At 62.0% G+C, this 22,158-nt stretch carries 20 protein-coding genes; 8 read left to right on the top strand and 12 right to left on the bottom strand.

Annotation, left to right across the window (positions count from 1 at the left end; all coding sequences use genetic code 11):
• Positions 1-9 precede the first annotated feature (9 nt).
• From J0663_RS01925 to J0663_RS01915, 3 genes are all read left to right on the top strand, one after another.
• The gene (locus J0663_RS01925; RefSeq protein ID WP_207242798.1) at positions 10-849 is read left to right on the top strand and encodes a DUF4432 family protein; all 840 of its coding nucleotides are present in this window, start codon (positions 10-12) and stop codon (positions 847-849) included.
• 72 nt (positions 850-921) lie between these two features.
• Positions 922-1,260, top strand: coding sequence for a protein tyrosine phosphatase family protein (locus J0663_RS01920; RefSeq protein ID WP_207242797.1), 339 nt, complete (start codon positions 922-924; stop codon positions 1,258-1,260).
• Positions 1,261-1,331: 71 nt separating this feature from the next.
• Positions 1,332-1,676: a RidA family protein gene (locus tag J0663_RS01915; RefSeq protein WP_207242796.1), complete on the top strand. Its 345-nt coding sequence runs from the start codon at positions 1,332-1,334 to the stop codon at positions 1,674-1,676.
• Positions 1,677-1,714: 38 nt separating this feature from the next.
• Here J0663_RS01915 and J0663_RS01910 read toward each other — a convergent pair whose 3' ends face one another.
• The 4 genes from J0663_RS01910 to J0663_RS01895 are packed head-to-tail and all read right to left on the bottom strand — an operon-like array spanning position 1,715 to position 6,493.
• Positions 1,715-3,373, bottom strand: coding sequence for a thiamine pyrophosphate-binding protein (locus J0663_RS01910; RefSeq protein WP_207242795.1), 1,659 nt, complete (start codon positions 3,371-3,373; stop codon positions 1,715-1,717).
• On the bottom strand, positions 3,370-4,572 hold the full coding sequence (gene caiB / locus J0663_RS01905; protein WP_207242794.1) for a succinate--glutarate CoA-transferase: 1,203 nt from the start codon (positions 4,570-4,572) through the stop codon (positions 3,370-3,372). Before caiB ends, J0663_RS01910 begins: the two co-directional genes overlap by 4 nt.
• 17 nt (positions 4,573-4,589) lie before the next feature.
• Positions 4,590-5,546: a DMT family transporter gene (locus J0663_RS01900; protein ID WP_207242793.1), complete on the bottom strand. Its 957-nt coding sequence runs from the start codon at positions 5,544-5,546 to the stop codon at positions 4,590-4,592.
• 17 nt (positions 5,547-5,563) lie between these two features.
• Complete coding sequence (locus J0663_RS01895) at positions 5,564-6,493, bottom strand: alpha/beta fold hydrolase (protein WP_207242792.1); 930 nt, start codon at positions 6,491-6,493, stop codon at positions 5,564-5,566.
• Between the two features lie 230 nt (positions 6,494-6,723).
• On the opposite strand from J0663_RS01895, the gene J0663_RS01890 reads away from it, so the two are divergent.
• The 4 genes from J0663_RS01890 to metF all read left to right on the top strand — a co-directional run bounded on the left by J0663_RS01890 (position 6,724) and on the right by metF (position 11,304).
• Positions 6,724-7,464, top strand: a complete 741-nt coding sequence (locus J0663_RS01890; protein ID WP_207242791.1) for a ribonuclease T2 family protein — start codon at positions 6,724-6,726, stop codon at positions 7,462-7,464.
• Between the two features lie 98 nt (positions 7,465-7,562).
• The gene (gene ettA, locus J0663_RS01885) at positions 7,563-9,212 is read left to right on the top strand and encodes an energy-dependent translational throttle protein EttA (protein ID WP_207242790.1); all 1,650 of its coding nucleotides are present in this window, start codon (positions 7,563-7,565) and stop codon (positions 9,210-9,212) included.
• 162 nt (positions 9,213-9,374) lie between these two features.
• Positions 9,375-10,400, top strand: coding sequence for an ArsR/SmtB family transcription factor (locus J0663_RS01880; protein ID WP_207244401.1), 1,026 nt, complete (start codon positions 9,375-9,377; stop codon positions 10,398-10,400).
• Between the two features lies 1 nt (position 10,401).
• Entirely contained in the window at positions 10,402-11,304 is a 903-nt protein-coding gene (gene metF, locus J0663_RS01875) for a methylenetetrahydrofolate reductase [NAD(P)H] (RefSeq protein WP_207242789.1), read from the top strand.
• A gap of 459 nt (positions 11,305-11,763) precedes the next feature.
• Here the strand turns inward: metF and J0663_RS01870 are convergent, their stop codons facing one another.
• From J0663_RS01870 to J0663_RS01850, 5 genes are all read right to left on the bottom strand, one after another.
• A complete protein-coding gene (locus J0663_RS01870; RefSeq protein WP_207242788.1) occupies positions 11,764-12,669 on the bottom strand; it encodes a DMT family transporter in 906 nt (301 codons plus the stop codon).
• Between the two features lie 138 nt (positions 12,670-12,807).
• Positions 12,808-14,031 (bottom strand): lytic murein transglycosylase, encoded by a 1,224-nt coding sequence (locus J0663_RS01865; protein ID WP_207242787.1) that lies wholly within the window; start codon positions 14,029-14,031, stop codon positions 12,808-12,810.
• An 81-nt stretch (positions 14,032-14,112) separates the two neighbouring features.
• Positions 14,113-14,910, bottom strand: a complete 798-nt coding sequence (locus tag J0663_RS01860) for a glycoside hydrolase family 25 protein (protein WP_207242786.1) — start codon at positions 14,908-14,910, stop codon at positions 14,113-14,115.
• A gap of 128 nt (positions 14,911-15,038) precedes the next feature.
• Positions 15,039-15,713 carry a class I SAM-dependent methyltransferase gene (locus tag J0663_RS01855; protein ID WP_207242785.1) on the bottom strand — a complete coding sequence of 225 codons (675 nt, stop codon included), beginning with the start codon at positions 15,711-15,713 and terminating at the stop codon, positions 15,039-15,041.
• Positions 15,710-16,954 (bottom strand): BtaA family protein, encoded by a 1,245-nt coding sequence (locus tag J0663_RS01850; protein WP_207242784.1) that lies wholly within the window; start codon positions 16,952-16,954, stop codon positions 15,710-15,712. Before J0663_RS01850 ends, J0663_RS01855 begins: the two co-directional genes overlap by 4 nt.
• Positions 16,955-17,166: 212 nt before the next feature.
• Here J0663_RS01850 and J0663_RS01845 point away from each other — a divergent pair, with 212 nt between their 5' ends.
• The gene (locus J0663_RS01845; RefSeq protein WP_207242783.1) at positions 17,167-18,588 is read left to right on the top strand and encodes a serine hydrolase domain-containing protein; all 1,422 of its coding nucleotides are present in this window, start codon (positions 17,167-17,169) and stop codon (positions 18,586-18,588) included.
• Between the two features lie 37 nt (positions 18,589-18,625).
• Here J0663_RS01845 and J0663_RS01840 read toward each other — a convergent pair whose 3' ends face one another.
• From J0663_RS01840 to J0663_RS01830, 3 genes are all read right to left on the bottom strand, one after another.
• Positions 18,626-19,573: a lytic transglycosylase domain-containing protein gene (locus J0663_RS01840; RefSeq protein ID WP_207242782.1), complete on the bottom strand. Its 948-nt coding sequence runs from the start codon at positions 19,571-19,573 to the stop codon at positions 18,626-18,628.
• A 473-nt stretch (positions 19,574-20,046) separates the two neighbouring features.
• Positions 20,047-20,682, bottom strand: coding sequence for a LysE family translocator (locus J0663_RS01835; protein WP_207242781.1), 636 nt, complete (start codon positions 20,680-20,682; stop codon positions 20,047-20,049).
• 57 nt (positions 20,683-20,739) lie between these two features.
• Positions 20,740-21,951 carry a pyrophosphate--fructose-6-phosphate 1-phosphotransferase gene (locus tag J0663_RS01830; RefSeq protein ID WP_207242780.1) on the bottom strand — a complete coding sequence of 404 codons (1,212 nt, stop codon included), beginning with the start codon at positions 21,949-21,951 and terminating at the stop codon, positions 20,740-20,742.
• Positions 21,952-22,158 lie beyond the last annotated feature (207 nt).

Below are 22,158 nucleotides of genomic sequence, written 5' to 3'. Positions count from 1 at the left end.
AGACCCGATATGATCGAATTTGCCGCTGCAAGCGGGCCGCGCCTGATGCTCGATGAAATATCGGTGCTGGATATCGGCGGATGCATCGTTGAAGGCGTCGACATCGCGCCGAAGCGCGCCATTCCCGACGACGGCGACCTGCGAATCGATCACTCTCTTGAAGGCTTTCTCTTTACCTGCGGGCCGGACCATATTCGCCATCGCCAGCCGATCGCCGGCCGGAGCGACGGCAAGGTCTATCCGCTGCACGGATCGGCCTCCGGTCATGCGGCAAAGGTGCTGTGGACGAAATACGAGAACGGCAATGCCGAATGTCGCGCCGACATCGACATCGTGACCGTCGAGGGACTGCCGCAGTGCATCGAGCGCCTGTGGCGGATCGACGGGGCGACCGGCGAGATCCGGCTCGAGGATCGGGTCGTCAATACCAGTGACCAGACCGTGCCGAGCTTCCTGATGTATCACATGAACATCGGCGGCAAATGGCTGGACGAGGGCACACGGCTCGAGGGCCGGATGCTGGAGAATGGCGGTTTTCCCTGGACCTTCGGCGAAGAGCCGGGCGGCATCTTCTGTGTTCCGGCTCCGGCGACGGAAGAGGGCTTCGCGGAAGTCCGGCTCGGCCCGATAGCCGCGATCGGCGGCAGGACGCTCCGCGTGCGCTTCCGGGCCGATACGCTGCCTTATCTGCAGGTCTGGCGAAACCAGAAAGCGCCGGCCCATATTATCGGCATCGAGCCGGTGTCGCATCGCTGGATCACCCGCGACGAGCTTCAGGCGGCCGGTGAGTTCACCATGCTCGCACCCGGCGAGAGTCGCAGCTATGTCCTGACCTTTGCCTTCCTGTGAGCGAAGTCTTGTTGACGCTTGCCGGCCTCCCGTCGTAGACCTTCAGCCCACGCTATTGCAGGAGACAGGACGATGGATATTCGCCAGATCGACGATGAATATTCGGTTTCGGGCCAGATCACGCTCGAGGACCTCGATGAGATCAAGGCGATGGGCTTCAAATCGATCGTCTGCCACCGCCCCGACCACGAAAGCCCGGACCAGACATCATTCTCGGTGATCGAGGCGCGTGCCAAGGAGCTCGGACTCGATATCGCTCATGTGCCGGTCGGACCGATGGGGGTGACCGAAGAGGCGGTGCAGGGCATGGTCGACGCGCTCGACGAATTCCCGCGGCCGATGCTCGGCTATTGCCGCTCCGGTGCGCGCTCGACGGCGATCTACCAGAAGACGCACCATATCCGCGGCTAAGCCGCCATTGGGCTGATTTTCCGGCGCTTCGCTTTTAGCGCTGCCACCTTCCATTCACTCAGGAGACTATGATGAGCATTAAGCGTATCGACGTCGGCGCGCGCATGAGCGGCGCTGTCATTCACGGCAACACGGTTTATCTCGCAGGCCAGGTCGGCGAAGGCGAAAGCGTCACCGATCAGTGCAAATCCTCGCTTGCCGAAGTCGACCGCCTGCTGGCTGCATCAGGCAGCAACAAGTCGAAGATCCTGCAGACGATCGTCTATCTCTCCGACATCGCCTATTTCGCCGAGATGAACGCCGTCTGGGAAGCCTGGATCGACCCGGCCAATCCGCCGGCCCGCGCCACCAGCGAAGCCAAGCTCGCCGCGCCGAAATATAAGGTCGAATTCATCGTCACGGCTGCGCTCGACTAAGGTCTCGTCATTTCCGATGCTTGAAGCCGGTGGGTCTCTCACCGGCTTTTTGTTTGCGCGATTTCCGAAAGCGTGCGGGCCGGCGTGATCGCCTCGGGATCGAGCTTGACTTCGATGATTGCCGGCTTGCCGCTCTCCCGCGCCCGCTGGAAGGCCGGTGCGAATTCATCCGTGCGCTCCACGGTCTCGCCATGGCCGGCATAAGCGCGGGCGAGGGCCGCGAAGTCGGGATTGGTGAGATCGGTGTTGCTGACGCGGCCGGGATATTGCCGCTCCTGATGCATGCGGATCGTGCCATACATGTCGTTGTTGACGACGATTGCGATGATCGGCAGGCCGTAGCGGATGGCGGTGGCGAATTCCTGTCCGTGCATCAGGAAGCAGCCGTCACCGGCAAAGCAGATGACCTCGCGCTCGGGGAAGAGCCGCTTGGCGGCGACGGCGGCCGGCAGGCCGTAGCCCATCGAGCCGGAAGTCGGGGCGGCCTGGGTATTGAAGCGGCGGAAACGATGGAAGCGATGCAGCCAGGTGGCGTAGTTGCCGGCGCCGTTGGTGAAGATCGTCTCCGGTCCGGTACTGGCTTCCAGCCACTCCATGATCGGTCCCATGTGGACGGCGCCCGGCCCCGTCGCCGGCGGTGTCGACCACGAAAGATAGGCTTGGTGCATCTGCTCCGTGTGCTCAGCCCAGCGCGCCTCGACTGGCGCTTCCAGATCGGCGAGCGCTGCGACGAAGTCGGCAGGGGCGGCGCAGATGGCAAGATCCGGGCGGTAGATGCGACCGAGTTCGGAAGCGTCGGGATAGACATGTACCAGCGTTTGCTGGGGGTAGGGGATATCGATCAGCGTGTAGGAGGAGGAAGGCATTTCCGACATGCGGGCGCCGAGCAGGATCAGCAGATCGCTCTCCTTGATCTCCTTTGCCAGAGTAGGATTGATGCCGATGCCGACATCGCCGGCATAGCAGGGGTGGAGATGATCGAAGAGCATCTGCCGGCGGAAGGAACAGCCGACCGGCAATTGGAAACGCTCGGCGAAACCCTGAAAATCGGCGACGGCATCGGGATCCCAGCGCGTGCCGCCGAGGATCACCATCGGCCTCTCGGCCTTCAAGAGGCGCAGATAAAAATCGTCGATCTGGCGGCGGCCGGGATGCGCCTCGACACCGACATAGCGCTTGGCGCGGGGCGCCTCGACCTCGTCTCTCAGCATGTCCTCCGGCAGCGTCAGTACGACGGGGCCGGGGCGGCCGGAAGTAGCGACCGCAAAGGCGCGGGTGACAAACTCAGGTATGCGGGCGGCATTGTCGATCTCGCCCACCCATTTGGCGAATTCGGTGAAGGCGCGGCGGAATTCGACCTCCTGAAAGGCTTCGCGCTCTCGCGCTTCCCGCTGCACCTGGCCGATGAACAGGATCATCGGGATCGAATCCTGCTTTGATATATGCAGGCCGGCCGAGGCATTTGTGGCGCCGGGGCCGCGGGTCACCATGCAGATGCCGGGTTCGCCGGTCAGCCTGCCCCAGCAATCCGCCATCATCGCCGCTCCGCCTTCCTGACGGCAGACGATGACATCGATATCACTGTCGCGCAGCGCGTCGAGAACGGCGAGGAAACTTTCGCCCGGCACGCAGGAGAGGCGCTTGACGCCGTTTGCCCTGAGTGCCTCGACGATCAGTTCCCCGCCGGTCTTCTTCATGACGATGCCTTCCTCTCGAGCTCGGCGAGTTCCGCCAGGATTTCTTCCCTGTGTTCGCCGAGGCGCGGGCTCGGCCTGATGTAATGCAACGGCGTCTCGGACAGCACCACCGGTGTCCTGACGCCGGGAATGAGAGTGCCGGCGGCATCGGCAAGGTCGATGCGCAAACCGCGGGCCTTGACCTGCGGATCGGCGAACATTTCCTCGATCGTATTGATCGCGCCCGCCGGAACGGCATTCTCCTCGCAGGCCTTCAGGAGGTCGGCCTTCTGCCATTTCAGCGTCTGGGTGGAGACGAGCCTGCGCACATCGCCCCGGTTGGCGACCCGGGCCTTGTTGGTGGCGAAACGCTCGTCGCCTGACATCGTATCAAGGCCGAGGATGGCGCAGAGGCGACGGAACTGGCCGTCATTGCCGACAGCGAGAATGAGATAACCATCGGCCGCCGGCACCACCTCATAGGGCGAGATATTCGGATGGGCGTTGCCGAGGCGGGTCGGCGGATGGCCGGAAACAAGGTAATTCATGTTCTGATTGGCGAGCACGGCAGATTGCACGTCGAGCAGGGCCATGTCGATCAGCTGGCCTTCGCCTGACTTGAGCGCATGGATCAGGGCGGCCTCGATTGCCGAGACGGCATAGATGCCGGTGAAGATATCGGCGATCGCCACCCCTGCCTTCATCGGCTGGCCGTCCGGCTCGCCGGTGATCGACATGAAGCCGGACATGCCCTGGACGATGTAGTCGTAACCGGGGAGGCTGGCATAGGGGCCAGTCTGCCCGAAGCCGGTGATCGAGCAATAGACGAGCTTCGGATTGAGCTTGCGCATGCTGTCGTAATCGAGCCCGTATTTGGCAAGGCCGCCGAGCTTGAAATTTTCGATCACCACGTCGGCGGTGGCGACAAGGCGGCGAACGAGATCCTGGCCCTCCCGGCTCTTCAGATCGGCGGTAATGGAGCGCTTGCCGCGATTGGCGGCGTGGTAATAGGCGGCCGAGAGGTTTTCGCCGTCCGCACCTTCGACGAAGGGCGGGCCCCATTGGCGCGTATCGTCGCCGCCGTCGGGATTTTCGACCTTGATGACGTCGGCGCCGAGATCGGCGAGCATCTGTGCGGCCCAGGGGCCGGCCAGCACGCGGGCAAGCTCGATTACCCGAATGCCGGCAAGCGGCGGCTTTTTCGTCACGGTCCCGGTCATGGTCCTCCCGACAATGTTTACGGCGCCAGCGTCACCTTAGATGTATCGGATACAGGATTTGAAGCAAAGCGGCGCTCGCGCCAGAGGATGTACAAGCCCGACGCTATGATGATCATGATGCCGAGCCATTTGAGCGCATCCGGAAAATCGCCGAAAACAAGCCAGGCGAAGATCGTCGCCGAGACGATCTCGAAATATTGCAGCGGCGCCAGCGTCGAGGCCGGGGCGGCGCGATAGGCATAGACGCCGAAGATGCCGGCGATCGCCGCCATGGCGCCAACGCCGGCGACGTAGAACCAGGCGCTGCCGACCGGCATGACGGGGTCGAAGAGATCGGAGCCGCTTCCTTCGCCGATAAAAAGCAGGATGGCGCAGAAGAGCAGGCCCCAAATGCCCATCTGGAACTGCATCGACCAGGGGTCTTCCCTGTGCGAGAGGACGCGGGTCATCAGCACGAAAACGGCAATGCAGAGCGCGGTGACAACGGGCAGTAGCGCGATGTAGCCGACTTCTTCGAAACTCGGCTGGATGATCAGCATTGCTCCGAAGAAGCCGACGCCGCAGGCGGTATAACGCCGCCACCCGATCGTCTCTTTCAGGAAAAGGCCGCCGAGGATCGTTACGATGATCGGCTCGACGAAGAAGATCGCGATCGCGTCGGCGACCGCCATGTATTTCAGCGTGGTGACGAATGAGATCATCGAGACGGTGATGATCAAGCCGCGGATGGCATGGAACAGGCTCTGGCGCCAGGAGAAATCGGTAAAGCTGCGCCGCCATATCACGATCGGCAGCATGAAGAGCGCCTGCACGATGAACCGGCCTGCGGTGACCTCGGCGGACGGCACCGTGACGACGGCAAGCTTGGCAAAGATATCGATGAGCGGCGAGACCATGACAGAGAGAAACATCAGCGCAAGGCCCGTCGTCACCTCGGAGGAAGGCGATGCGGGGTGAACAAGGGTGCTGCGCATGATGAAATCCCTGTGGCTCAGGCTCTTGCGATGACGGTGTCGCACCAATCCGCGAAGGCTGCGATAACCGCGTCCGCGCCGATCTCGTTCAGCGTTTCATGCCGCATGTCCTGATATATCTCGGTGCTGATACGGGAGAAGCCACGACCTTTCAAATGGTTTGACAACCAGAGTACGGCTTTTCCACGTTCGGTTGCGGGATCCGCTGCGCCGCCGACCAGATGGATCGGAATATCGCGCCGCAGCCGATCGAGATGAAGCTTCTGCGGCGCCCGAAATGTCAGTTCGAAAAGATCAAGCCAGAGCGAGACCGAAGCATCGAAACCGCAGAGCGGATCGGCGACATATTTGTCGACTTCGTCGGGAAGGCGCGACAGCCAGTCGAACTCGGTGCGGCGGCCCGCAATCGATTTTCCCCAGGCTGCGAAGGTGAGCTTCGGCAACAGGCCGCTCGGCACGTCCGAGCCCTTCAGCATTCGTTCGGCAATCAGGATCGCCTGGGCGGCGCGGCCGGCGATGCCGACGGCGAAATTGGAATTCCAGACGGCGACAGCGTCGAAGTCGGCCGGAGCGGTGATGGCGGCATTGAGCGCGATCAGGCCGCCCATCGAATGGCCGAACAGGACCACCTTCAGCCCGGGGTGGCGCGAGGCCGCATGGGCGCGCATCGCGATGACGTCGCCGATCACCCGTTCGATGCCATTCCGGCGGGCGAAACGGCCGATCGGCGCGTCGGGCGCCGTCGTTTCGCCGTGGCCGCGGTGATCGTGGGCATAAACGTGATAGCCGCGCGCCGCCATCACCTCGGCAAAGCGACGATATCGCTTCGAGTGCTCCGCCAGGCCATGCGATATCAACAGGATGCCGCGTGCCCGGCCGGCCGCCTCGGCGTGATGATAAGCAAGCGACGCTCGCCCTATGGCGAGCCTCTGCGTTTCAGAAAACATCCAGATTCTCCCTGCGCAACAGAGCAGATCGCTACTGCATAATTCCTTAAAGCGGAATCGATTTAGGGAATTATGCAGCAACTCCAGCTACGAGGGCGTTGCCTGCGTTGTTCTGAAGCGGGCGTTCCCGGGCAGCCGATAACAAAATCCGGGCTTGTTGCGATTCAGGGTTGCTGCTGTTTACTCTTTGTGCTTATCTGTTCCCGCATTGTTCTTATTTGGGGGTTAAAATGATCAGCATACAGTTGCGTAGCTTGACGTTCGCCGTGTCGATGGTCCTTGCAGGCGCCGCCGTGGCGCAGGAGGCCGAAGGGCGTACCCGTTTCATTCTCGCCGCGAGCTGGCAGCCCGCCTTCTGCCAGACGAACCAGAAGAAGGCCGAATGCGCAAGCCAGACCGGCGAGCGCCATGACGCGACAAACTTCTCGCTGCATGGCCTTTGGCCGATGCGGCAGGATTATTGCGGCGTCAGCGACGACCAGAAGGCCGCCGACAAGGACGGCAAATGGGGCACATTGCCGGAGGTCACGCTTTCGGCCGAGACCCAGGCAGCGCTTGCAAAGGCGATGCCCGGCACCCAGTCCGGCCTCGAACGGCATGAATGGATAAAACACGGCACCTGCACGAAAATGAGCGCGGAAGACTATTTCGGCGTCGGCATACATCTCGTGGGTACGCTCAACGCATCGGCCGTGCGCGATCTTTTCGCTGCCAATATCGGCAAGACGATCAAGGCCGAGGCGATCAAGGCGGCTTTCGACAAGAGCTTCGGGCCGGGTGCGGGCGACCGCGTCAAGATGAGCTGCCGGCGGGCCGGCAATGTCAGGGTGATCAGCGAGTTGACGATCGGCCTGTCTGCGGATGCGGGCGCGGCATCGGCGAAAACCGCTGGCCTTGCCGATCTGATCAAAGGAGCGGGAAAAACCTCGTTTGGCTGCGATGAGGGCGTTGTCGATGCGGCGGGCTTCTGACCGGAATCCTGCCTAAACGGGGTTTCGGCGTTGCTCACAGGCGCTGTTTCGCCTACATAGCGGCACGAAACGAAGTTTCCCGCCCGGAGCAGCGCAGCATGGCACGTCAATTCATCTATCACATGTCCGGCCTCAACAAGGCCTATGGCAACAAGAAGATCCTGGAGAACATCCACCTTTCCTTCTACCCGGATGCCAAGATCGGCATCCTCGGGCCAAACGGCGCCGGTAAATCCACTGTGCTGCGCATCATTGCCGGCCAGGACAAGGAATATACTGGCGAAGCCTGGCTGGCCGAGGGTGCTACTGTCGGCTATCTCGAGCAGGAGCCGCGCCTCGACCCGAACAAGACCGTTTTCGAGAATGTCATGGAGGGCGTTGCCCCGAAGACGGCGATCCTCGATCGCTACAACGAGTTGATGATGAACTATTCCGACGAGACCGCGGAAGAGGGGGCGAAGCTCCAGGACATCATCGACAGCCAGAACCTCTGGGATCTGGAAAACCAGGTCGAGATGGCGATGGAGGCGCTGCGCTGCCCGCCGCGCGACGCCGATGTTACCAGCCTTTCCGGTGGCGAACGCCGCCGCATCGCACTCTGCCGTCTGCTGCTCTCGCAGCCGGATCTGCTGCTGCTCGACGAACCGACCAACCATCTCGACGCCGAAACCATCGCCTGGCTCGAAAAGCATCTGCGCGACTATCCGGGCGCCGTGATGATGATTACCCACGACCGCTACTTCCTGGACAACGTCACCGGCTGGATCCTCGAACTCGACCGTGGCCGCGGCATTCCTTACGAAGGCAATTATTCGGCCTATCTTCAGGCCAAGGCCAAGCGCATGGAGCAGGAAGGTCGCGAGGAAGCTTCGCGCCAGAAGGCGATCAGCCGCGAGCGGGAATGGATCGCTTCCAGCCCGAAGGCCCGCCAGGCCAAGTCCAAGGCGCGTATCAAGTCCTATGAGCAGCTGGTGGATGCCGCCGAGAAGCAGCGTCCCGGCGACGCGCAGATCATCATCCCGGTCAGCGAGCGCCTGGGACAGGTGGTTATCGAGATGGAAGGCATCACCAAGGGCTTCGAGGGCCGCACGCTGATCAACGACCTGTCGATCAAGCTGCCGCCCGGCGGCATCGTCGGCGTCATCGGCCCGAACGGCGCCGGCAAGACGACGCTGTTCAAGATGATCACCGGCCAGGAAAAGCCGGACAGCGGTTCGATCCGCATCGGCGAAACCGTGCATCTTGGTTATGTCGACCAGAGCCGCGACGCGCTGGCCGCTGACAAGACGGTATGGGAGGAAATCTCAGGCGGCGCCGAAATCATCAAGCTCGGCAAGTTCGACATGAACTCGCGCGCCTATTGCGGCGCCTTCAACTTCAAAGGCGGTGATCAGCAGCAGAAGGTCGGCAACCTCTCCGGCGGTCAGCGCAATCGCGTTCACCTTGCCAAGATGCTGAAGGCGGGCGGCAATGTGCTGCTGCTCGACGAACCGACCAACGACCTCGACACCGAAACGCTTGGTGCCTTGGAAAATGCGCTGGAGAATTTCGCCGGCTGCGCCATCATAATCAGCCACGACCGCATGTTCCTCGACCGTCTGGCGACGCATATTCTCGCCTTCGAGGGCGATGGCCATGTCGAGTGGTTCGAAGGCAACTTCGAGGATTATGAAGAGGACAAGGTCCGTCGCCTCGGCCCCGACGCCCTCAATCCCGGCAGCCAGGCCCACAAGCGCCTGACGCGCTGATCGCAGCCGTCTTGTTTGCGAAAAGCCCCGGTTCAGCCGGGGCTTTTTCATGTCCGCTGCTGTCGCAATGGGAGCAGGCAATTTCGCAGAGAGTGCGAATTGTCGCTTGTCACCGCCTGTCAAATCACATAAAGATATCTTTATATGTTGATTGAGCTGGCGATGAGCGAACCCTTGAAGCTAGGACTGGATGGGCTGGTGGACGTGTTGAAGGCGGCCGGCGAGCCTACACGTCTGCGCCTTTTGGCGCTTCTCGACGGCGGCGACCTGACTGTGACCGATCTTACCGAAATCCTCGGCCAGTCTCAGCCCCGCATTTCTCGCCACCTGAAGCTGCTCGGAGAGGCCGAACTGATCGAACGCTACCAGGAAGGCGCCTGGGCCTATTTCCGGCTGAAGCAGGACGGTAAGGCGGCGCTGCTGGTGCGGGCGCTGCTGAAGCACGTCTCCGAGAATGACCCGACCGTCCTACGCGACGGCGAGCGGCTTTCGGCGGTCAAGCGCCAGCGGGCCGAGCGGGCGCAGGCCTATTTCAGCCGCAACGCCGCCGAATGGGACGAGCTTCGGCGCCTGCATGCCGCCGACGAGGAGGTCGACGCCGCCGTCATCCGTCTGCTCGGCAGCCAGCCGATCGATTCCCTGCTCGATCTCGGCACCGGCACTGGCCGCATCCTCGAGCTTCTGTCCGGGCTCTACCGGCGGGCAATCGGTGTAGACGCCAGCCGCGACATGCTGAGCGTGGCGCGCGCCAATCTCGACAAGTCTCGCATCACCAAGGCGACCGTACGCCACGCGGATATTCTGAACCTGCCGTTCGAAGGGCAGGATTTCGATCTGGTCACAATCCATCAGGTGCTGCATTTCTTCGATCAGCCGGAGGTCGCGATCGCGGAAGCTGCGCGCATGCTGCGGCCGGGCGGCCGGCTGGTGGTCATCGACCTTGCGCCGCACGCGCTCGAATATCTCCGTGACGAGCATGCTCATGTACGCCTCGGCTTTTCGCATCAGACGATGTCCGACTGGCTGCGCAAGTCCGGGCTCGATGTCGAGCAGGTCGTCGATCTTCATCCGGGTCAGCAGGGCGGGCAGGGACTGACGGTCACCGTCTGGCTCGCGCGCGATCCAAGGCGCCTCATTGCTTCGCAGGCGAGCGAGGGCGCCGAACCTACATTTGCCGGGAGAGTATGACATGGCTTTGAAAAACGAGGCACGCGGGCGCAACTTCGGGATCTCCTTCGAATTCTTTCCGCCGAAATCGGAGGAAATGGAAGGGCAGCTTTGGGACACCGTCAGCAAGCTGCAAGACTGGGATCCGGATTTCGTGTCGGTGACCTATGGCGCCGGCGGCACCACCAAGGCGCCCACGCTCTCCGCCGTCACCCGCTTCCTTTCGCAGACACCGCTTGCCACGGCTTCGCACCTGACTTGCGTCGGCGCGACGAAGGAGGAAACGCATCAGATGATCGATACGTTTCGCAAGGTCGGGGTAAGGCATTTCGTGGCGCTGCGCGGCGATGCGCCGGGGGGCGCCGGTGCACCTTATCAGCCGCATCCGGGTGGTTACGCCAATGCGGCGGAGCTGGTGGCGGGCCTCAAGTCGGTCGGCGATTTCGAGATTTCGGTCTCCGCCTATCCGGAAAAGCACCCGGAAAGCCGCGATACGGCCGCCGATATCGACATGCTGAAGCGTAAGGCCGATAATGGCGCCGACCGGGCGCTGACGCAGTTCTTCTTCGACAATGACAATTTCGAGCGTTATCTGGAGCGTGTGCGCGCCGCCGGGATCTCGATCCCGATCGTGCCCGGCATCATGCCGATCCAGAATCTGACGCAGCTGAAGCGTTTCGCCGGCGCCTGCGGCGCGGTCATTCCCGCTTTCCTCGACGAGCGCTTCGCGGGTTTCGACGACAAGCCCGAGGAGCGGGCGAAGGTCGCGGCCGACGTTGCCGCCGAGCAGATCGAGGATCTCGTGCGGCGCGGCCTCGATGAGTTCCATCTCTATACGATGAACCGCGCGCCGTTGGTTTCCGCCGTCCTCGACAATCTCGGCTTCTCCCGCCGGACGCCAAAGAGCGCGGGCGCCGCGGCCTGATCTTTTCAGACATTCAAAAGTAAAAAAGCGCATGTCGGGCGGGACATGCGCTTTTTCGTTGGCGGATTGATCAGGGGAGTTTAGGCACTATCAGCATTGCCGGTCCGTTGTCTCGCCTCAGATAAAGAGCATCGACAGGACGAAAGCAAACGCTGCACTGACCAACAGAACATTCAAGGATTGCGTGAGTCCCATGTCTGTCTCCTCGCGTTAACCGGCTGATATTATGTCTGAAATATGTCGGTTGGAAAGCGGATTCTATGCTGCAGTGCCGAACCCGTCAGTGCATAAGTCGAAAACCGATTCGATAAGCTATTGAAGAAGCGTAATAATTTCGGGTTAATTTTTGTTCACAGAATTTAACATGCCGTTAAATCGGGCGATTACTGGTTTACCTATGCGCCCAAAACATGGCGGCGCCGCAAGCGGTTGAAAACATAAGGAAACTGCAACCGGCATTCAGGCTGTTCTCACCAGCCGGCGATAGGCGCGGCCGTCGAGGATGACGAGTCCACAACCGATGAGGGCCATGCCGGCGAATTCGGCAAGGCTGAGCGTTTCGCCGAGAAAGAGTACCCCGAGAAGGATGGCGCTCGGCGGTACCAGAAGGGTGACGAGAGAGGCATTGGTGGCCCCCGCCGCGGCCATGATCCTGAAGTAGAGGATATAGGCGAAGGCGGTCGACAGCAGCGCCAGCGCCAGAACGGCGAGGACCGCATCGAGCGGCGGTGCGGCAAGCGTCCAGGGGCGATCGGCCAGCAGCGATAGGGGTAGTGCGATCAGCGAGGAGGCCGTCAGTTGGCCGGCCGATGTGACAGGGGCGGGAACGTCCCTAAAGCGTTTGCCATAGGTGGCGGCAAAACCATAGGAGACGGCGGCAAGCACGGGAAGCAGCAACGCCCAGAGCGGCGCCTCGCTGCCGGCTGAAATGCCGGGGCCGATCAGCACGATCGTTCCGGCGAGGCCGACGAGGCAGCCGGCGAGTTTTGCCGAGGACAGCTTCTCGTCCGATGTGAGGTAATTGGCGACGAGCACTGTCCAGATCGGCGTCGTCGCGTTCAAAATCGCCGCAAGGCCGGCGCCGATGCGGGTCTGGCCGAAGAAGATCAGCGCGTGCGGGAGCGCATTGTTGATGAGGCCGAGGACCAGGAACTCGCGCCAGCGGGCCCGAAGGGTCGAATAGATGTCCAAACGGCCGGCAATATAGACATGCAGCGCGAGTGCTGCGAGCAGCAGCCTGAGGAAGACGAGGGTCAGTGGCGGCACGTGCTGGACGGCGATGCGGGCAAAGAAGAAGGAGCCGCCCCAGATCAGGCCGAGCAGAACCAGCAAGGCCCAGGTCCAGGCATTCATTCTGCTTTCCACGCCGCTTCCTCCGCAAATCGCGTCGCCGCCGGATCGTTCGTTGAAACCGGCGGCGGCTATTCGCCACGAAGCTTTAGCGCAAGCGGAAAAGGGTGCCACCCGTTTCTTGTCAAACGGACTGCGGGAGGGTGTCGCTGATCAGAGAGCGTTGAGAAGGGCAGGCGTCGCCCAGCCGTCGGCCGGCATGCCCAAGCGCTGCTGTTCCTTCTGGATCGCGACGCGGGTGCCGGAGCCGAGAATGCCGTCGATCTCGCCGACATCATGACCGAGCGACTGCAGCTTGCTCTGCAGCGTCTTCATCTGGTCGCTGGCGAGCCCCTGTTCCGGCGTGCCCTTGAGGTAGGTCGGAGCTCCGGACAGACGGGTCGCGAAATAGGCGGCCGAGGTCGTGTAGATGAACGACTTGTTCCACTCGAGATAGATCTTGAAATTCGGATAGGCGATGAAGGCCGGTCCCATGCGGCCCTGCGGCAGCACGAGATCGCCTTCGAGATCGCCGAAGCCCGTGTTGCCGTCGCGCGGCTTGACGCCGAGCGCGAACCACTCGCTGGCCTTCATCGTGCCGCCAAGGCCGGATTTCTCCCAGGGCAGGTTGTCGGGCAGGGTCACTTCCTGCAGCCAGGGCTGGCCGCGCTCGAAACCGAGATGCTGGATGAACTTCGCCGCCGTCAGAATGGCGTCCGGGCTGCTTTGTTTCAGACGGACGTGGCCGTCGCCGTCGCCGTCCATGCCATAGGCGATGATGTCGCGCGGCAGCATCTGCACCTGGCCGATCTCGCCGGCCCAGGCGCCGGTGTTGGTGGCAGGGTCGAGGTCGCCGTGCTGGACCATCTCGATGAGAGCGATCAGCTGCGGGCGGAAGAGTTCCGGACGGCGGCAGTCGTGCGACAGCGTCACAAGGGCATTGCGGGTATTGAAATCGCCCTGAACGGCGCCGAAATCGGTTTCCATCGCCCAGAAGGCGGTGATGACGCCGGGTGGAACCCCGAACTCCTGTTCGGCGCGGGCGAAGACGTCGGCATATTGCTTCATCTTCTGGCGGCCGATGTCGAGGCGAGCCTGGCTGACGGTGCGCTGGGAGAATTCAAGGAAGGTCTGCTTGAAAACGCCCTGAGCGCGATCGCGGCTCAGGACTTTCGAATCGATCTCGGCACCGGCGAGCGCCTCGTCCGCGGCTGCAGCGCTGGCGCCCGCGGCTGTCGCATCGGCCTTGACGCGCTCAAGGAAGGTGGACAGGTCGCCGCCGCAGGGCGCTGCCGACGGGGCGGAGGCCGCGGGCGCCTGCTGGGCGGCGGCGGCGCCTGCACAAGTGAGAGCAAACAGGAGGGCGAGTGCAGAGCGGCTTGTGAGCGAGCGGTGCATAAAGGCGGTCCTTAGATCAAAAATATTGCCGTCGCTTTCACAGACGAATGTGACGGAAGCAAGAAACATCGCAAGACGTTACTAAGAATTTCCATCCTTGGAAACGGCCGCGACCCAATTGTTCCAGTTCTTCGCGCTGCCGGCGAAGACATTGATATCGGTCGCTCCGCTGATGCCGGGAACGACGCCGGTCGACGTATATTGCCAGAAGGCCCAGCGACGGTCGGAATAGGTCACTTCGGGGTGTTTCGCCACCGAACGGACCCAGAAATGATAATCCTGGAAATGGCCGGCGAGATTGTCGCGATGGAAATCGACCGAAGTGTAGATGATCGGCCGTTTGCCATAATATGCCTCCAGTCGGTCCATGAAACGCTGCATCTCGGCGCGCACCGTTTCCGGATCGGGACGGTAGCGACAGGTCTTCGATTCGGCGTTCCATTCGACATCAAGCACCGGCGGCAGGCGCATCGCATCCTTCGGCACGTTGCGGATGAACCAGTCGGCCTGCTGGTCGGCCGAGGAACAGAAATAATAGAAATGATAGGGGGCGTGCGGGATGCCTGCGGCACCGGCCTCGCGCCAGTATTCGTCGAATCGGGGGTCGACCCTGTCCTTGCCTTCCGTCGCCTTGATGAAGGCGAAGGCGACGCCGGATTTCTTCACCGTGGCCCAGTCGATATCGCCCTGCCACTTGGAGATGTCGATGCCGTGCACCGGGTTCTGTTGCGGATGCTTTGCGCCGAAATCCTGCGGGTCGGTGTCTTTGAAGCGCGTTTTTGGCTTTATCGAAGCGGTTTCGAGATAGTCTTGGCCGGAAGAGGAGCAGCCTGCCAGGAGGATGGCCAGGGGCACAACGCAAAACAAAAGCCGGCGCATGGGTATCCCGTCGTGAACCGAGTGATTTCTTTGCCCCACAGCCTGGCCTTCGAAAAAGACGAGTCCCGCAGAGGGAATAACCCTCTTTTCACCATATCAACGTGAAAAATCGGTTAGTTTCAAGCGAATTATGAGCGCCTGCTGATAATGGCCGCTTGCCAGGCGTAACCGCCGCCGACTGTTTCGAAGGACAATCGGGCATTGTGTTCCTCAGCCTGCGCTTCCAAAACCTCCCGCAGATCGGCGCGCGGGGTGACATGGAATTTCGCGAGCCAGGCCTGCAGCATGCGCCGGAACCAGCGCGGCAGGCCTTCCTGCTGGCCGAAATCGACGATATGCAACTGGCCGTCGGGATTGAGCGCAGCGATCGATGCGTCGACGGCGCGCTCCCAGTCGGGGATCATCGACAGAGCATAGGATATCAGGATGCGGTCGAAGCCGCTGACGCCGAATTCGCGCGGCGTAAATGCCGTGGCGTCGGCGACGCGGAACTCCGGAATCGTCGCCTTGGTGGCGAAGGTCTTGCGCGCCGAAATCAGCATTTCCTGGGATATATCGAGGCCGAACAGCTTGGCGGTCGGGAAATGTCGATGGGCGAAGGCCAGGTTCCGCCCGGTGCCGCAGCCGACTTCGAGCAGGGTGCCGTTCTCGGGTACGTCGAGATTGCGGATCGAGCTGTCCCGGCCAAGAAGGTAATATTTGCGGGTGAGGTCGTAGATGTGGCGCTGGTAGCGGTACATGCCATCCATCAGGCTGGCATGTTGATCGCTCTTTCCTGCCGTCTCAGTGCCGACCTTGCTCACGCCTTCTTCCCGTAAATGTGGAAACCGCCGTAGATCGCCGAACGATCGAGCGCCGTCAGCTCGCGCGACTTCTCCTCGAAATACTCCCACTGGTCGCGGATCGAGGATGACAGGCGGCCTTCAATAATGCTCTTTTCGGCGGCGGTGCGGAAGATCACCCGGGCTCCGTCGCGCGCCGTGCGGGTGATTTCCCGCCAGACGTCGTTCAGCTGCGCGTCGGTCATCCAGTCCTGCGCGTCGAGCAAGATATAGCGGTCACGCGAGGCGGCCGGTTCGCGGGCCAGAAGCTCGGTGAAGCTTGCATGGTGGACGTTGACGCGGTCCACATTGGCGCGGATCACCTCGTAGTGCTCGGATTTCAGATAGGTCGGCAGCGGGCCTTCCCCTTCGGTGCCGTAGCGGCGGCCGAAGGCCTGCCAAGCGAAATAGTTGTCGCGCATCGGGAAATGACAGGCGAGTTTTTCCAGGCGGTGCTTGAGAACGGGCGCGATGGAATGATCGGCGGCAAGGCTTGCGAGCTCGTCATATTGCTGCGGCGGAATTCCGAGACCGAAGAGTGAGCTTTTGCGGCCGGTGATCCAGCGTACGACCGGCTTTTCGAAGAGCGGTGCGATCTGCTCGTCGAAGAACTGGCGCTGCTCGCGGATCGAGCGGGTCTTGGTCATCTCGCGCAGCTTGACGCCGTGCAGGCGGGCAAGAAGATGGGCTGCGCCGATGAAGCGGCCGAGCAGGCCGGTTTCATAGATATTGCGATCGAAGACGGTGACGCGGCGGCGACCGAACTTGCGGCCGTTCCAGTAACTGCGTGTCGCCTCGTCGAGCTTGGTGGCGAGATGCTGGTCGTAGGCGCGGCTATTCGATTTCTCGTTCGGCATCGCGAGGAAGCGGACGAGATCGGCATGGCCGGGAAGATGCTTGAACGCGGCGAGCTTCAGGCGATTCAGCGCGATATGGTGCGGGTTGAGGTCGACGACGTCGATCGAGGCCGGCGCCTTGGAGAGATAGGCGAGCATGTTGCAGCCGCCGGAGCCGATGGTGACGATGCGATGGTTGGGCTTCAGCTCCATCGCCTGCATGTCGAGATCCGGATCTTCCCAGATCTGCGGATAGACGAGGCCGGAGAAGAGAAGGCCGAAGAGACGCTCGGAAAAGCCATCCTTCGAAAACGCCTTGTGGCGGAGAAGGGCGTCCTTGAGTTTCCGGTTCTTGCGGAAGCCGGCATCCGGTGCAAATTCTGACATGAGTCTGTCACCTTTTTAGCGTTCAGGGCGTGTAGCGCGCCACTGCTACAGTTTGATGACGCGGGCTGTGGGTGCTGTTGCGGGAGATTGCGATCTCGGGAAAGCGACCGGCCATCCTCCTCGGAAAGTGATCGCAATCGGCAGCCTTCTTTGCCGCGGCCCCTTTCGGGCGCGCGCGATTCCTGCTTCTCTCCCGGCATTGGAGGAATGCCATGCGATTTGTCCTGCGTGTTCTGAAGGCGCTTGCTCTCCTGCTCGTTCTCGTCATCACCGCCGCCGCGGGCTGGCTTTTCGTTTGGCCGCCGGAACTGCTCCGCGTCGGCGATGGCTATGCCGCCAAGATCGTCTGCTCCAATGTCTTCATCGCCGGCCGGAACGCCGACGAGGTGCTTGAAAACGACGTCCAGGCGCCAGGAAATCCGCTGCTGCGGCTCGTCCGCGTCAGCGTCGACCGCGACAACAACCGCGTGACCGCGCGCTTCATGGGGCTGTTTGCTTCGAGTTATGCGCTCTATCGTGGCGCATTCGGCTGCACGAGCGTGCCTGACGGCAATTTCGAGGCGGCGGCGGATGCCGTGCCTTTCGATGCGCCCGGCAAAATGGAGGCGAACGCAGCGCCGTGGCCGGAAGGCGAGAGCGTCGGCGATCGGGACGAAAGGATCGCCGCGGTGCTTAACGATACAGGGCTTGCCGGCCTGGTCATGCGAGCGATCGTGGTGGTGCGCGATGGCCGTATCGTCGCCGAGGCCTACGGTCCCGGATTTTCCGCGAAGACGCCGCTGATCGGCTGGTCGATGACGAAGACCGTGAATGCGGCCATCGTCGGCCGGCTGATGCTCGACGGCAAGATTTCCTTCGACGATGATCATCTGCTGGCGCAGTGGAAGAACGATCGGCGCGGCGGCATCAAGGTTTCCGACTTGCTCGGCATGGAGAGCGGCCTTGCCTTCAACGAGGACTATGGCAACGTCGCCGATGTGACGCGTATGCTCTATCTCGACCCCGACATGGTGTCGCTGCCGGCCAATGCGCCGATGGAGGCGGCGCCGGGTCAGCGCTTCCGCTATTCGAGCGGCACGGCGGTGCTCTTGTCGCGCATCTGGATGGACAGGATCGGCAATGCGCAGGCGGCCTTTTCCTATCCGCACGATGCGCTCTTCTCCCCGCTCGGAATGACGAGCGCCGTTTTCGAACTCGACGCGCGCGGCACCTTTGCCGGAAGCTCTTATCTCTACGCGACGGCGCATGATTGGGCGCGCTTCGGACAGTTCCTACTGCAGGACGGCGTGTGGAACGGTCAGCGGCTGTTGCCGGAGGGTTTCGTCGGCGCCATGCGCACGCCGACGGCGGCGTCGAACGGCCGGTATACGCAAGGCCAGGCTTGGCTCGCGCCCGGTGGCTCAAACGCCGCGTTCGGGCTGCCGGAGGATACGTTCTGGCTGACGGGGCATGACGGGCAGAGCATGGCGATCGTACCGTCCGCCAAGCTGATCGTCGTCCGGCTCGGCCTGACACCCGGCTGGCTCGGCTATCAACCGCAGACGCTTCTCAGGGCGATCCTGGCGGCGTCGCCGCAATCGGGTGCGCCGCAACAGCAGGCCGGATCGCAGCAACCGACGCAAGCGCAGCCATAGACAGGCGCTTGCGCGTCTAAGCCTTCAATCGTCGGTGTCAGTAATTGCCTTGGGCGATGTCGTTCATGCCCTTGCGCTTGGCGTCGTAGTAATAACCGCGCGCATAGAGGCGGACGGCATCGTCTTCCTTGTTGTCGGAGACGAGCCAGGCGCCGCGCAGATATTTCGCGGCATATTTGATGTTGGTCTCGGCATCGAACAGGCCGCCCGGCGCACCGTCATAGCCCATCGATTTGGCCGTATTGTACTTGATCTGCATGAGGCCGAAATAGCCCCGCTTGTTGTAGGCCTTCGGATTGTAGCGGCTTTCGCGATGGACGACGCGGTGCAGCAGCGTCTCGGGAATAGCGTAAATCTTCGAATATTTCTGGATGAGTTTGGTGACGAAGCTCTTCTCGACGGTCGGCGCGTCGTCCCTGTCGTCGTCGCTGAACATCGGGGGAGCGGTCGGCGGATCGACCGGCCCGGATTCGTCGAAGCCGTAATCCATGGAGCGTGGCGTGGTGTCGACTGCGGCAAGCGCTGCAAGCGCGCTGTTCTGCGGTGTGGCGGCAAAGGCAAGCTGCGTCGCCGGCTGTGCCGGCGTACCCGGGCGCGGCGTCGGCACGACGGACTGGATCGCCGTCATTTCGGGCGTCAGCGGGATCTGCGCATAGGCTGCCGGCTGGATGCCTGGCTGCATGATAAGATCGGCGGGCTGGGATGCGGTTACCGCCGGCATCGCCGTTGCGGTGAGCGACGGGGCTGTCTGCGCCTGGGGAAGGACCGCGCCTGCGATTGCCTGGCCGGCCGCGCCGTCTGCGGTCTGGATCGCGGCGAGTGTGGCGTCTTCACCGGGCTTAGGTGTCGGCACCACGGTCTGCACAGCTGTAAGTTCGGCCTGAGAGGTGTATTCGACGCTCGTGCAGCCGGTGATCACGCCGCAGCAGAGCACCATAGAAACGACAAGACTGCGTTTCAGGCCGGACAATCCGATCGCTACCATTCCGTCACTTTCGTGAAATCGCGCCGCCCCGGCAGCGTTATAAAAGTTACTAAAAAGCTTAAACCTGACGACCCCATTAACCTATTCGTGGCATTCCGGCAACCACGGAATATTTTAGAGCCTTTCCCGGTAAGATTGCAGCATTCTGTTGGCGACCGCCGGCGCGCGTCGTAGCCCGGCTCTACGGCAAAGCCGGCCGGCCGATCAGCCGGCCCGTTTCAGCCAACCCTCCCGCAGATTTGCCTTGCAAATCTGCAAGCCTTTAGAATCGCCGGACGCACTTATCGCTTCGCCATGGGCAGTGCGGCCGGTGGGCCGGGCATCTCTAGCCAGGATCAAAGGCGATCGGCTCGGACGTACCTTGGGGTATGCCCGTCGCCAATCGCCTTTGCCCTGACGAAAACCTGCCCCGGCAGAATGCTGCTATCTGACCGGGAAAGGCTCTAAGCTGCAACAGGACGAGACCTGGCTTTCTAAGCCGCAATCCGGCGATATCCGGCCGTTACGGCGCCTGCAGCGATCAGCAGGGTACCGCCGGTGCGGTTTACAGCGCGCTGGACGCTCGCCTTTCGAATCAGTCCGCGAGCGGAATGGGCGAGAAATGCGTAGGCGGCGGCGTTGAGGATCGCCAGCACGAGGAAGGTCGCTTCCATAATGGCCATCTGCCCGAAGAAGGGGAGGGCCGGATTGAGAAACTGCGGTACGAAGGCGACGAAGAAGACGATGCTTTTCGGGTTGAGAGCGGTGACGGCATAGGCGTGGAGGAAGATCTTGAGGGATTTTTCCTCCGGCAGATTGTCGTTATCGGCGACGGGCCCGCCGATCACCGGAGCCCGCCAGAGCTTGATTCCCAGCCAGATCAGGTAGGCGCCACCGATCCACTTCAGGACTGTGAAGAGGGCGGCGGAGGTGGCGAGCACCGCACCGAGACCGAAGAGGGAAGCCGTCATCGCGGTGAAGTCGCCGAGCGCCACACCGCTGACCGTTGCAAGCGCCGTCCGGCGGCCATGGCCGAGCGCATAGGAGACGACGAGCAGTATCGTCGGCCCCGGTATGGCCAGCATGATGGCGGATGCGGCCGCAAAAGCGAGCCATGCTTCAAGCGACATGGTGTCTCCTCCTATTCCTCAGGAAGAAGCAAAGACATCATATTAACGATCCGTCAATCACGCTTCTTTGTATTTCTGCCCTATATTGTCCATGACTTCCGCAAACCATGCCGTAGACAGGTCGAAAGCCTTCCCGCCCTTGATGCGCGGGAATTCTATAGTGCGCAATTTACCGTTCTGCGCTTCATCGTGGCCGGTGACGCCGGACACTTTATTGAGCGCGCTTTCGACGGCAAGATCGACCATGCTCTGGATCAGTCTGAGGTCGTCGCCGTTGGCCGGCGCCGAGCGTGCGAAATAGCCCGACTTCTGCACCAGGGAACGCTCTGCATTCAGGAGATTGGCGAACTGCTTCTGGAACCAGGCGCCGACATTGATCGTGTCGATCTTCACATGGCCGAAAGCGTCGCGTTTGACGGTCTCGCCGGCAGCTTCGCGCTCGGCGACGATGGCGTCGAGGCAGGCGCCTTCCGACACGAAAACGGTGGCGTGGCCGGTGCGGTCCATGATGTCCTTCAGGCGGGCGGCTTCGGCATCGAGGTCGAAGGCCATTTCGGGCAGGTAGATTGCGTCGATGCTCTTCAGATGCGCGTCCATCATCAGGCCGTCGACATATTGGTTACGGCTGGTGCGCTGAAGATAGGCGCGGGCGGTGGCGGCCGTCAGCCAGCCGCAATGGCGGCCCATCACCTCGTGGATGACAAGGGTGCGGGGGGCGGCCGTCTGTTCGTTGCTGACATTGTCGAAGAAATGCGCGCCGACTTCGGCGGCCGTCCAGGCGCCGAGCGACTGGCGGATCGGCACGACGTCGTTGTCGACGGTTTTCGGCAGGCCGACGACGGTGAGATTGTAGCCGTTGGCGGCGAGATAAGCGGCAAGGTCGGCGGCAGTGGTGTTGGTGTCGTCGCCGCCGATTGTGTGGAGAATGGTGATGCCGTCATCTGCAAGACGCTCGGCGGCAACCCTCAGCGGATTCTCGCCTTCCTTGACCAGGCCGCGCTTGACGCAGTCGGCAGCATTGGTGAGCTTGACGCGGCTGTTTCCGATCGGCGAGCCGCCGTAGCGGTGCAGGAGCGGTGCCTTCTCGCGCATCTCGCGGCTGATCTCGATGCGGTCGCCGACCAGCACGCCCTGATAGCCGGACTTGTAGGCGACGATATCAATCTCGGGCGCGACGTCGCTGTAGCGTTCGATGAGGCCGCCGACGGCAGAGGAAAGACAGGGTGCGAGGCCTCCGGCGGTCAGCATTGCGACTTTCTGTTTGGCCATGATCCCTCCTATGGTGTTTCAGTGCGGCAGCGTTAGCTAGCTCATGGATGCGGCAGGGAAAGGGCCCTGTAAAGTAAAGAATTTACGAAAAACGCCGCCTTCTGCCGAGTTGAGCGGCAAAGGCGGTGCGAACCGTCGATATAATCGTTTCAAGCCCGATCTTTGTATCGGGAACAATTTGTGGAAATCGACGTCAAGTTTTGAGTG

This window comes from Rhizobium lentis, assembly GCF_017352135.1.
Lineage (GTDB): Bacteria > Pseudomonadota > Alphaproteobacteria > Rhizobiales > Rhizobiaceae > Rhizobium > Rhizobium lentis.
The sequence above is the reverse complement of the archived record's forward strand: the minus strand, read 5'-3'. Positions and strand labels throughout refer to the sequence as shown.

Excerpts from the sequence above, each read along its gene's own strand:
- J0663_RS01910 (WP_207242795.1), bottom strand. The coding sequence starts at position 3,373 with ATGAAGAAGACCGGCGGGGAACTGATCGTCGAGGCACTCAGGGCAAAC.
- J0663_RS01860 (WP_207242786.1), bottom strand. The coding sequence starts at position 14,910 with ATGCGCCGGCTTTTGTTTTGCGTTGTGCCCCTGGCCATCCTCCTGGCA.
- J0663_RS01840 (WP_207242782.1), bottom strand. The coding sequence starts at position 19,573 with ATGGTAGCGATCGGATTGTCCGGCCTGAAACGCAGTCTTGTCGTTTCT.
- J0663_RS01835 (WP_207242781.1), bottom strand. The coding sequence starts at position 20,682 with ATGTCGCTTGAAGCATGGCTCGCTTTTGCGGCCGCATCCGCCATCATG.
- J0663_RS01890 (WP_207242791.1), top strand. The coding sequence starts at position 6,724 with ATGATCAGCATACAGTTGCGTAGCTTGACGTTCGCCGTGTCGATGGTC.
- J0663_RS01895 (WP_207242792.1), bottom strand. The coding sequence starts at position 6,493 with ATGTTTTCTGAAACGCAGAGGCTCGCCATAGGGCGAGCGTCGCTTGCT.
- J0663_RS01915 (WP_207242796.1), top strand. The coding sequence starts at position 1,332 with ATGAGCATTAAGCGTATCGACGTCGGCGCGCGCATGAGCGGCGCTGTC.
- J0663_RS01900 (WP_207242793.1), bottom strand. The coding sequence starts at position 5,546 with ATGCGCAGCACCCTTGTTCACCCCGCATCGCCTTCCTCCGAGGTGACG.
- ettA (WP_207242790.1), top strand. The coding sequence starts at position 7,563 with ATGGCACGTCAATTCATCTATCACATGTCCGGCCTCAACAAGGCCTAT.
- J0663_RS01845 (WP_207242783.1), top strand. The coding sequence starts at position 17,167 with ATGCGATTTGTCCTGCGTGTTCTGAAGGCGCTTGCTCTCCTGCTCGTT.
- J0663_RS01920 (WP_207242797.1), top strand. The coding sequence starts at position 922 with ATGGATATTCGCCAGATCGACGATGAATATTCGGTTTCGGGCCAGATC.
- caiB (WP_207242794.1), bottom strand. The coding sequence starts at position 4,572 with ATGACCGGGACCGTGACGAAAAAGCCGCCGCTTGCCGGCATTCGGGTA.
- J0663_RS01865 (WP_207242787.1), bottom strand. The coding sequence starts at position 14,031 with ATGCACCGCTCGCTCACAAGCCGCTCTGCACTCGCCCTCCTGTTTGCT.
- metF (WP_207242789.1), top strand. The coding sequence starts at position 10,402 with ATGGCTTTGAAAAACGAGGCACGCGGGCGCAACTTCGGGATCTCCTTC.
- J0663_RS01830 (WP_207242780.1), bottom strand. The coding sequence starts at position 21,951 with ATGGCCAAACAGAAAGTCGCAATGCTGACCGCCGGAGGCCTCGCACCC.
- J0663_RS01925 (WP_207242798.1), top strand. The coding sequence starts at position 10 with ATGATCGAATTTGCCGCTGCAAGCGGGCCGCGCCTGATGCTCGATGAA.
- J0663_RS01850 (WP_207242784.1), bottom strand. The coding sequence starts at position 16,954 with ATGTCAGAATTTGCACCGGATGCCGGCTTCCGCAAGAACCGGAAACTC.
- J0663_RS01880 (WP_207244401.1), top strand. The coding sequence starts at position 9,375 with ATGAGCGAACCCTTGAAGCTAGGACTGGATGGGCTGGTGGACGTGTTG.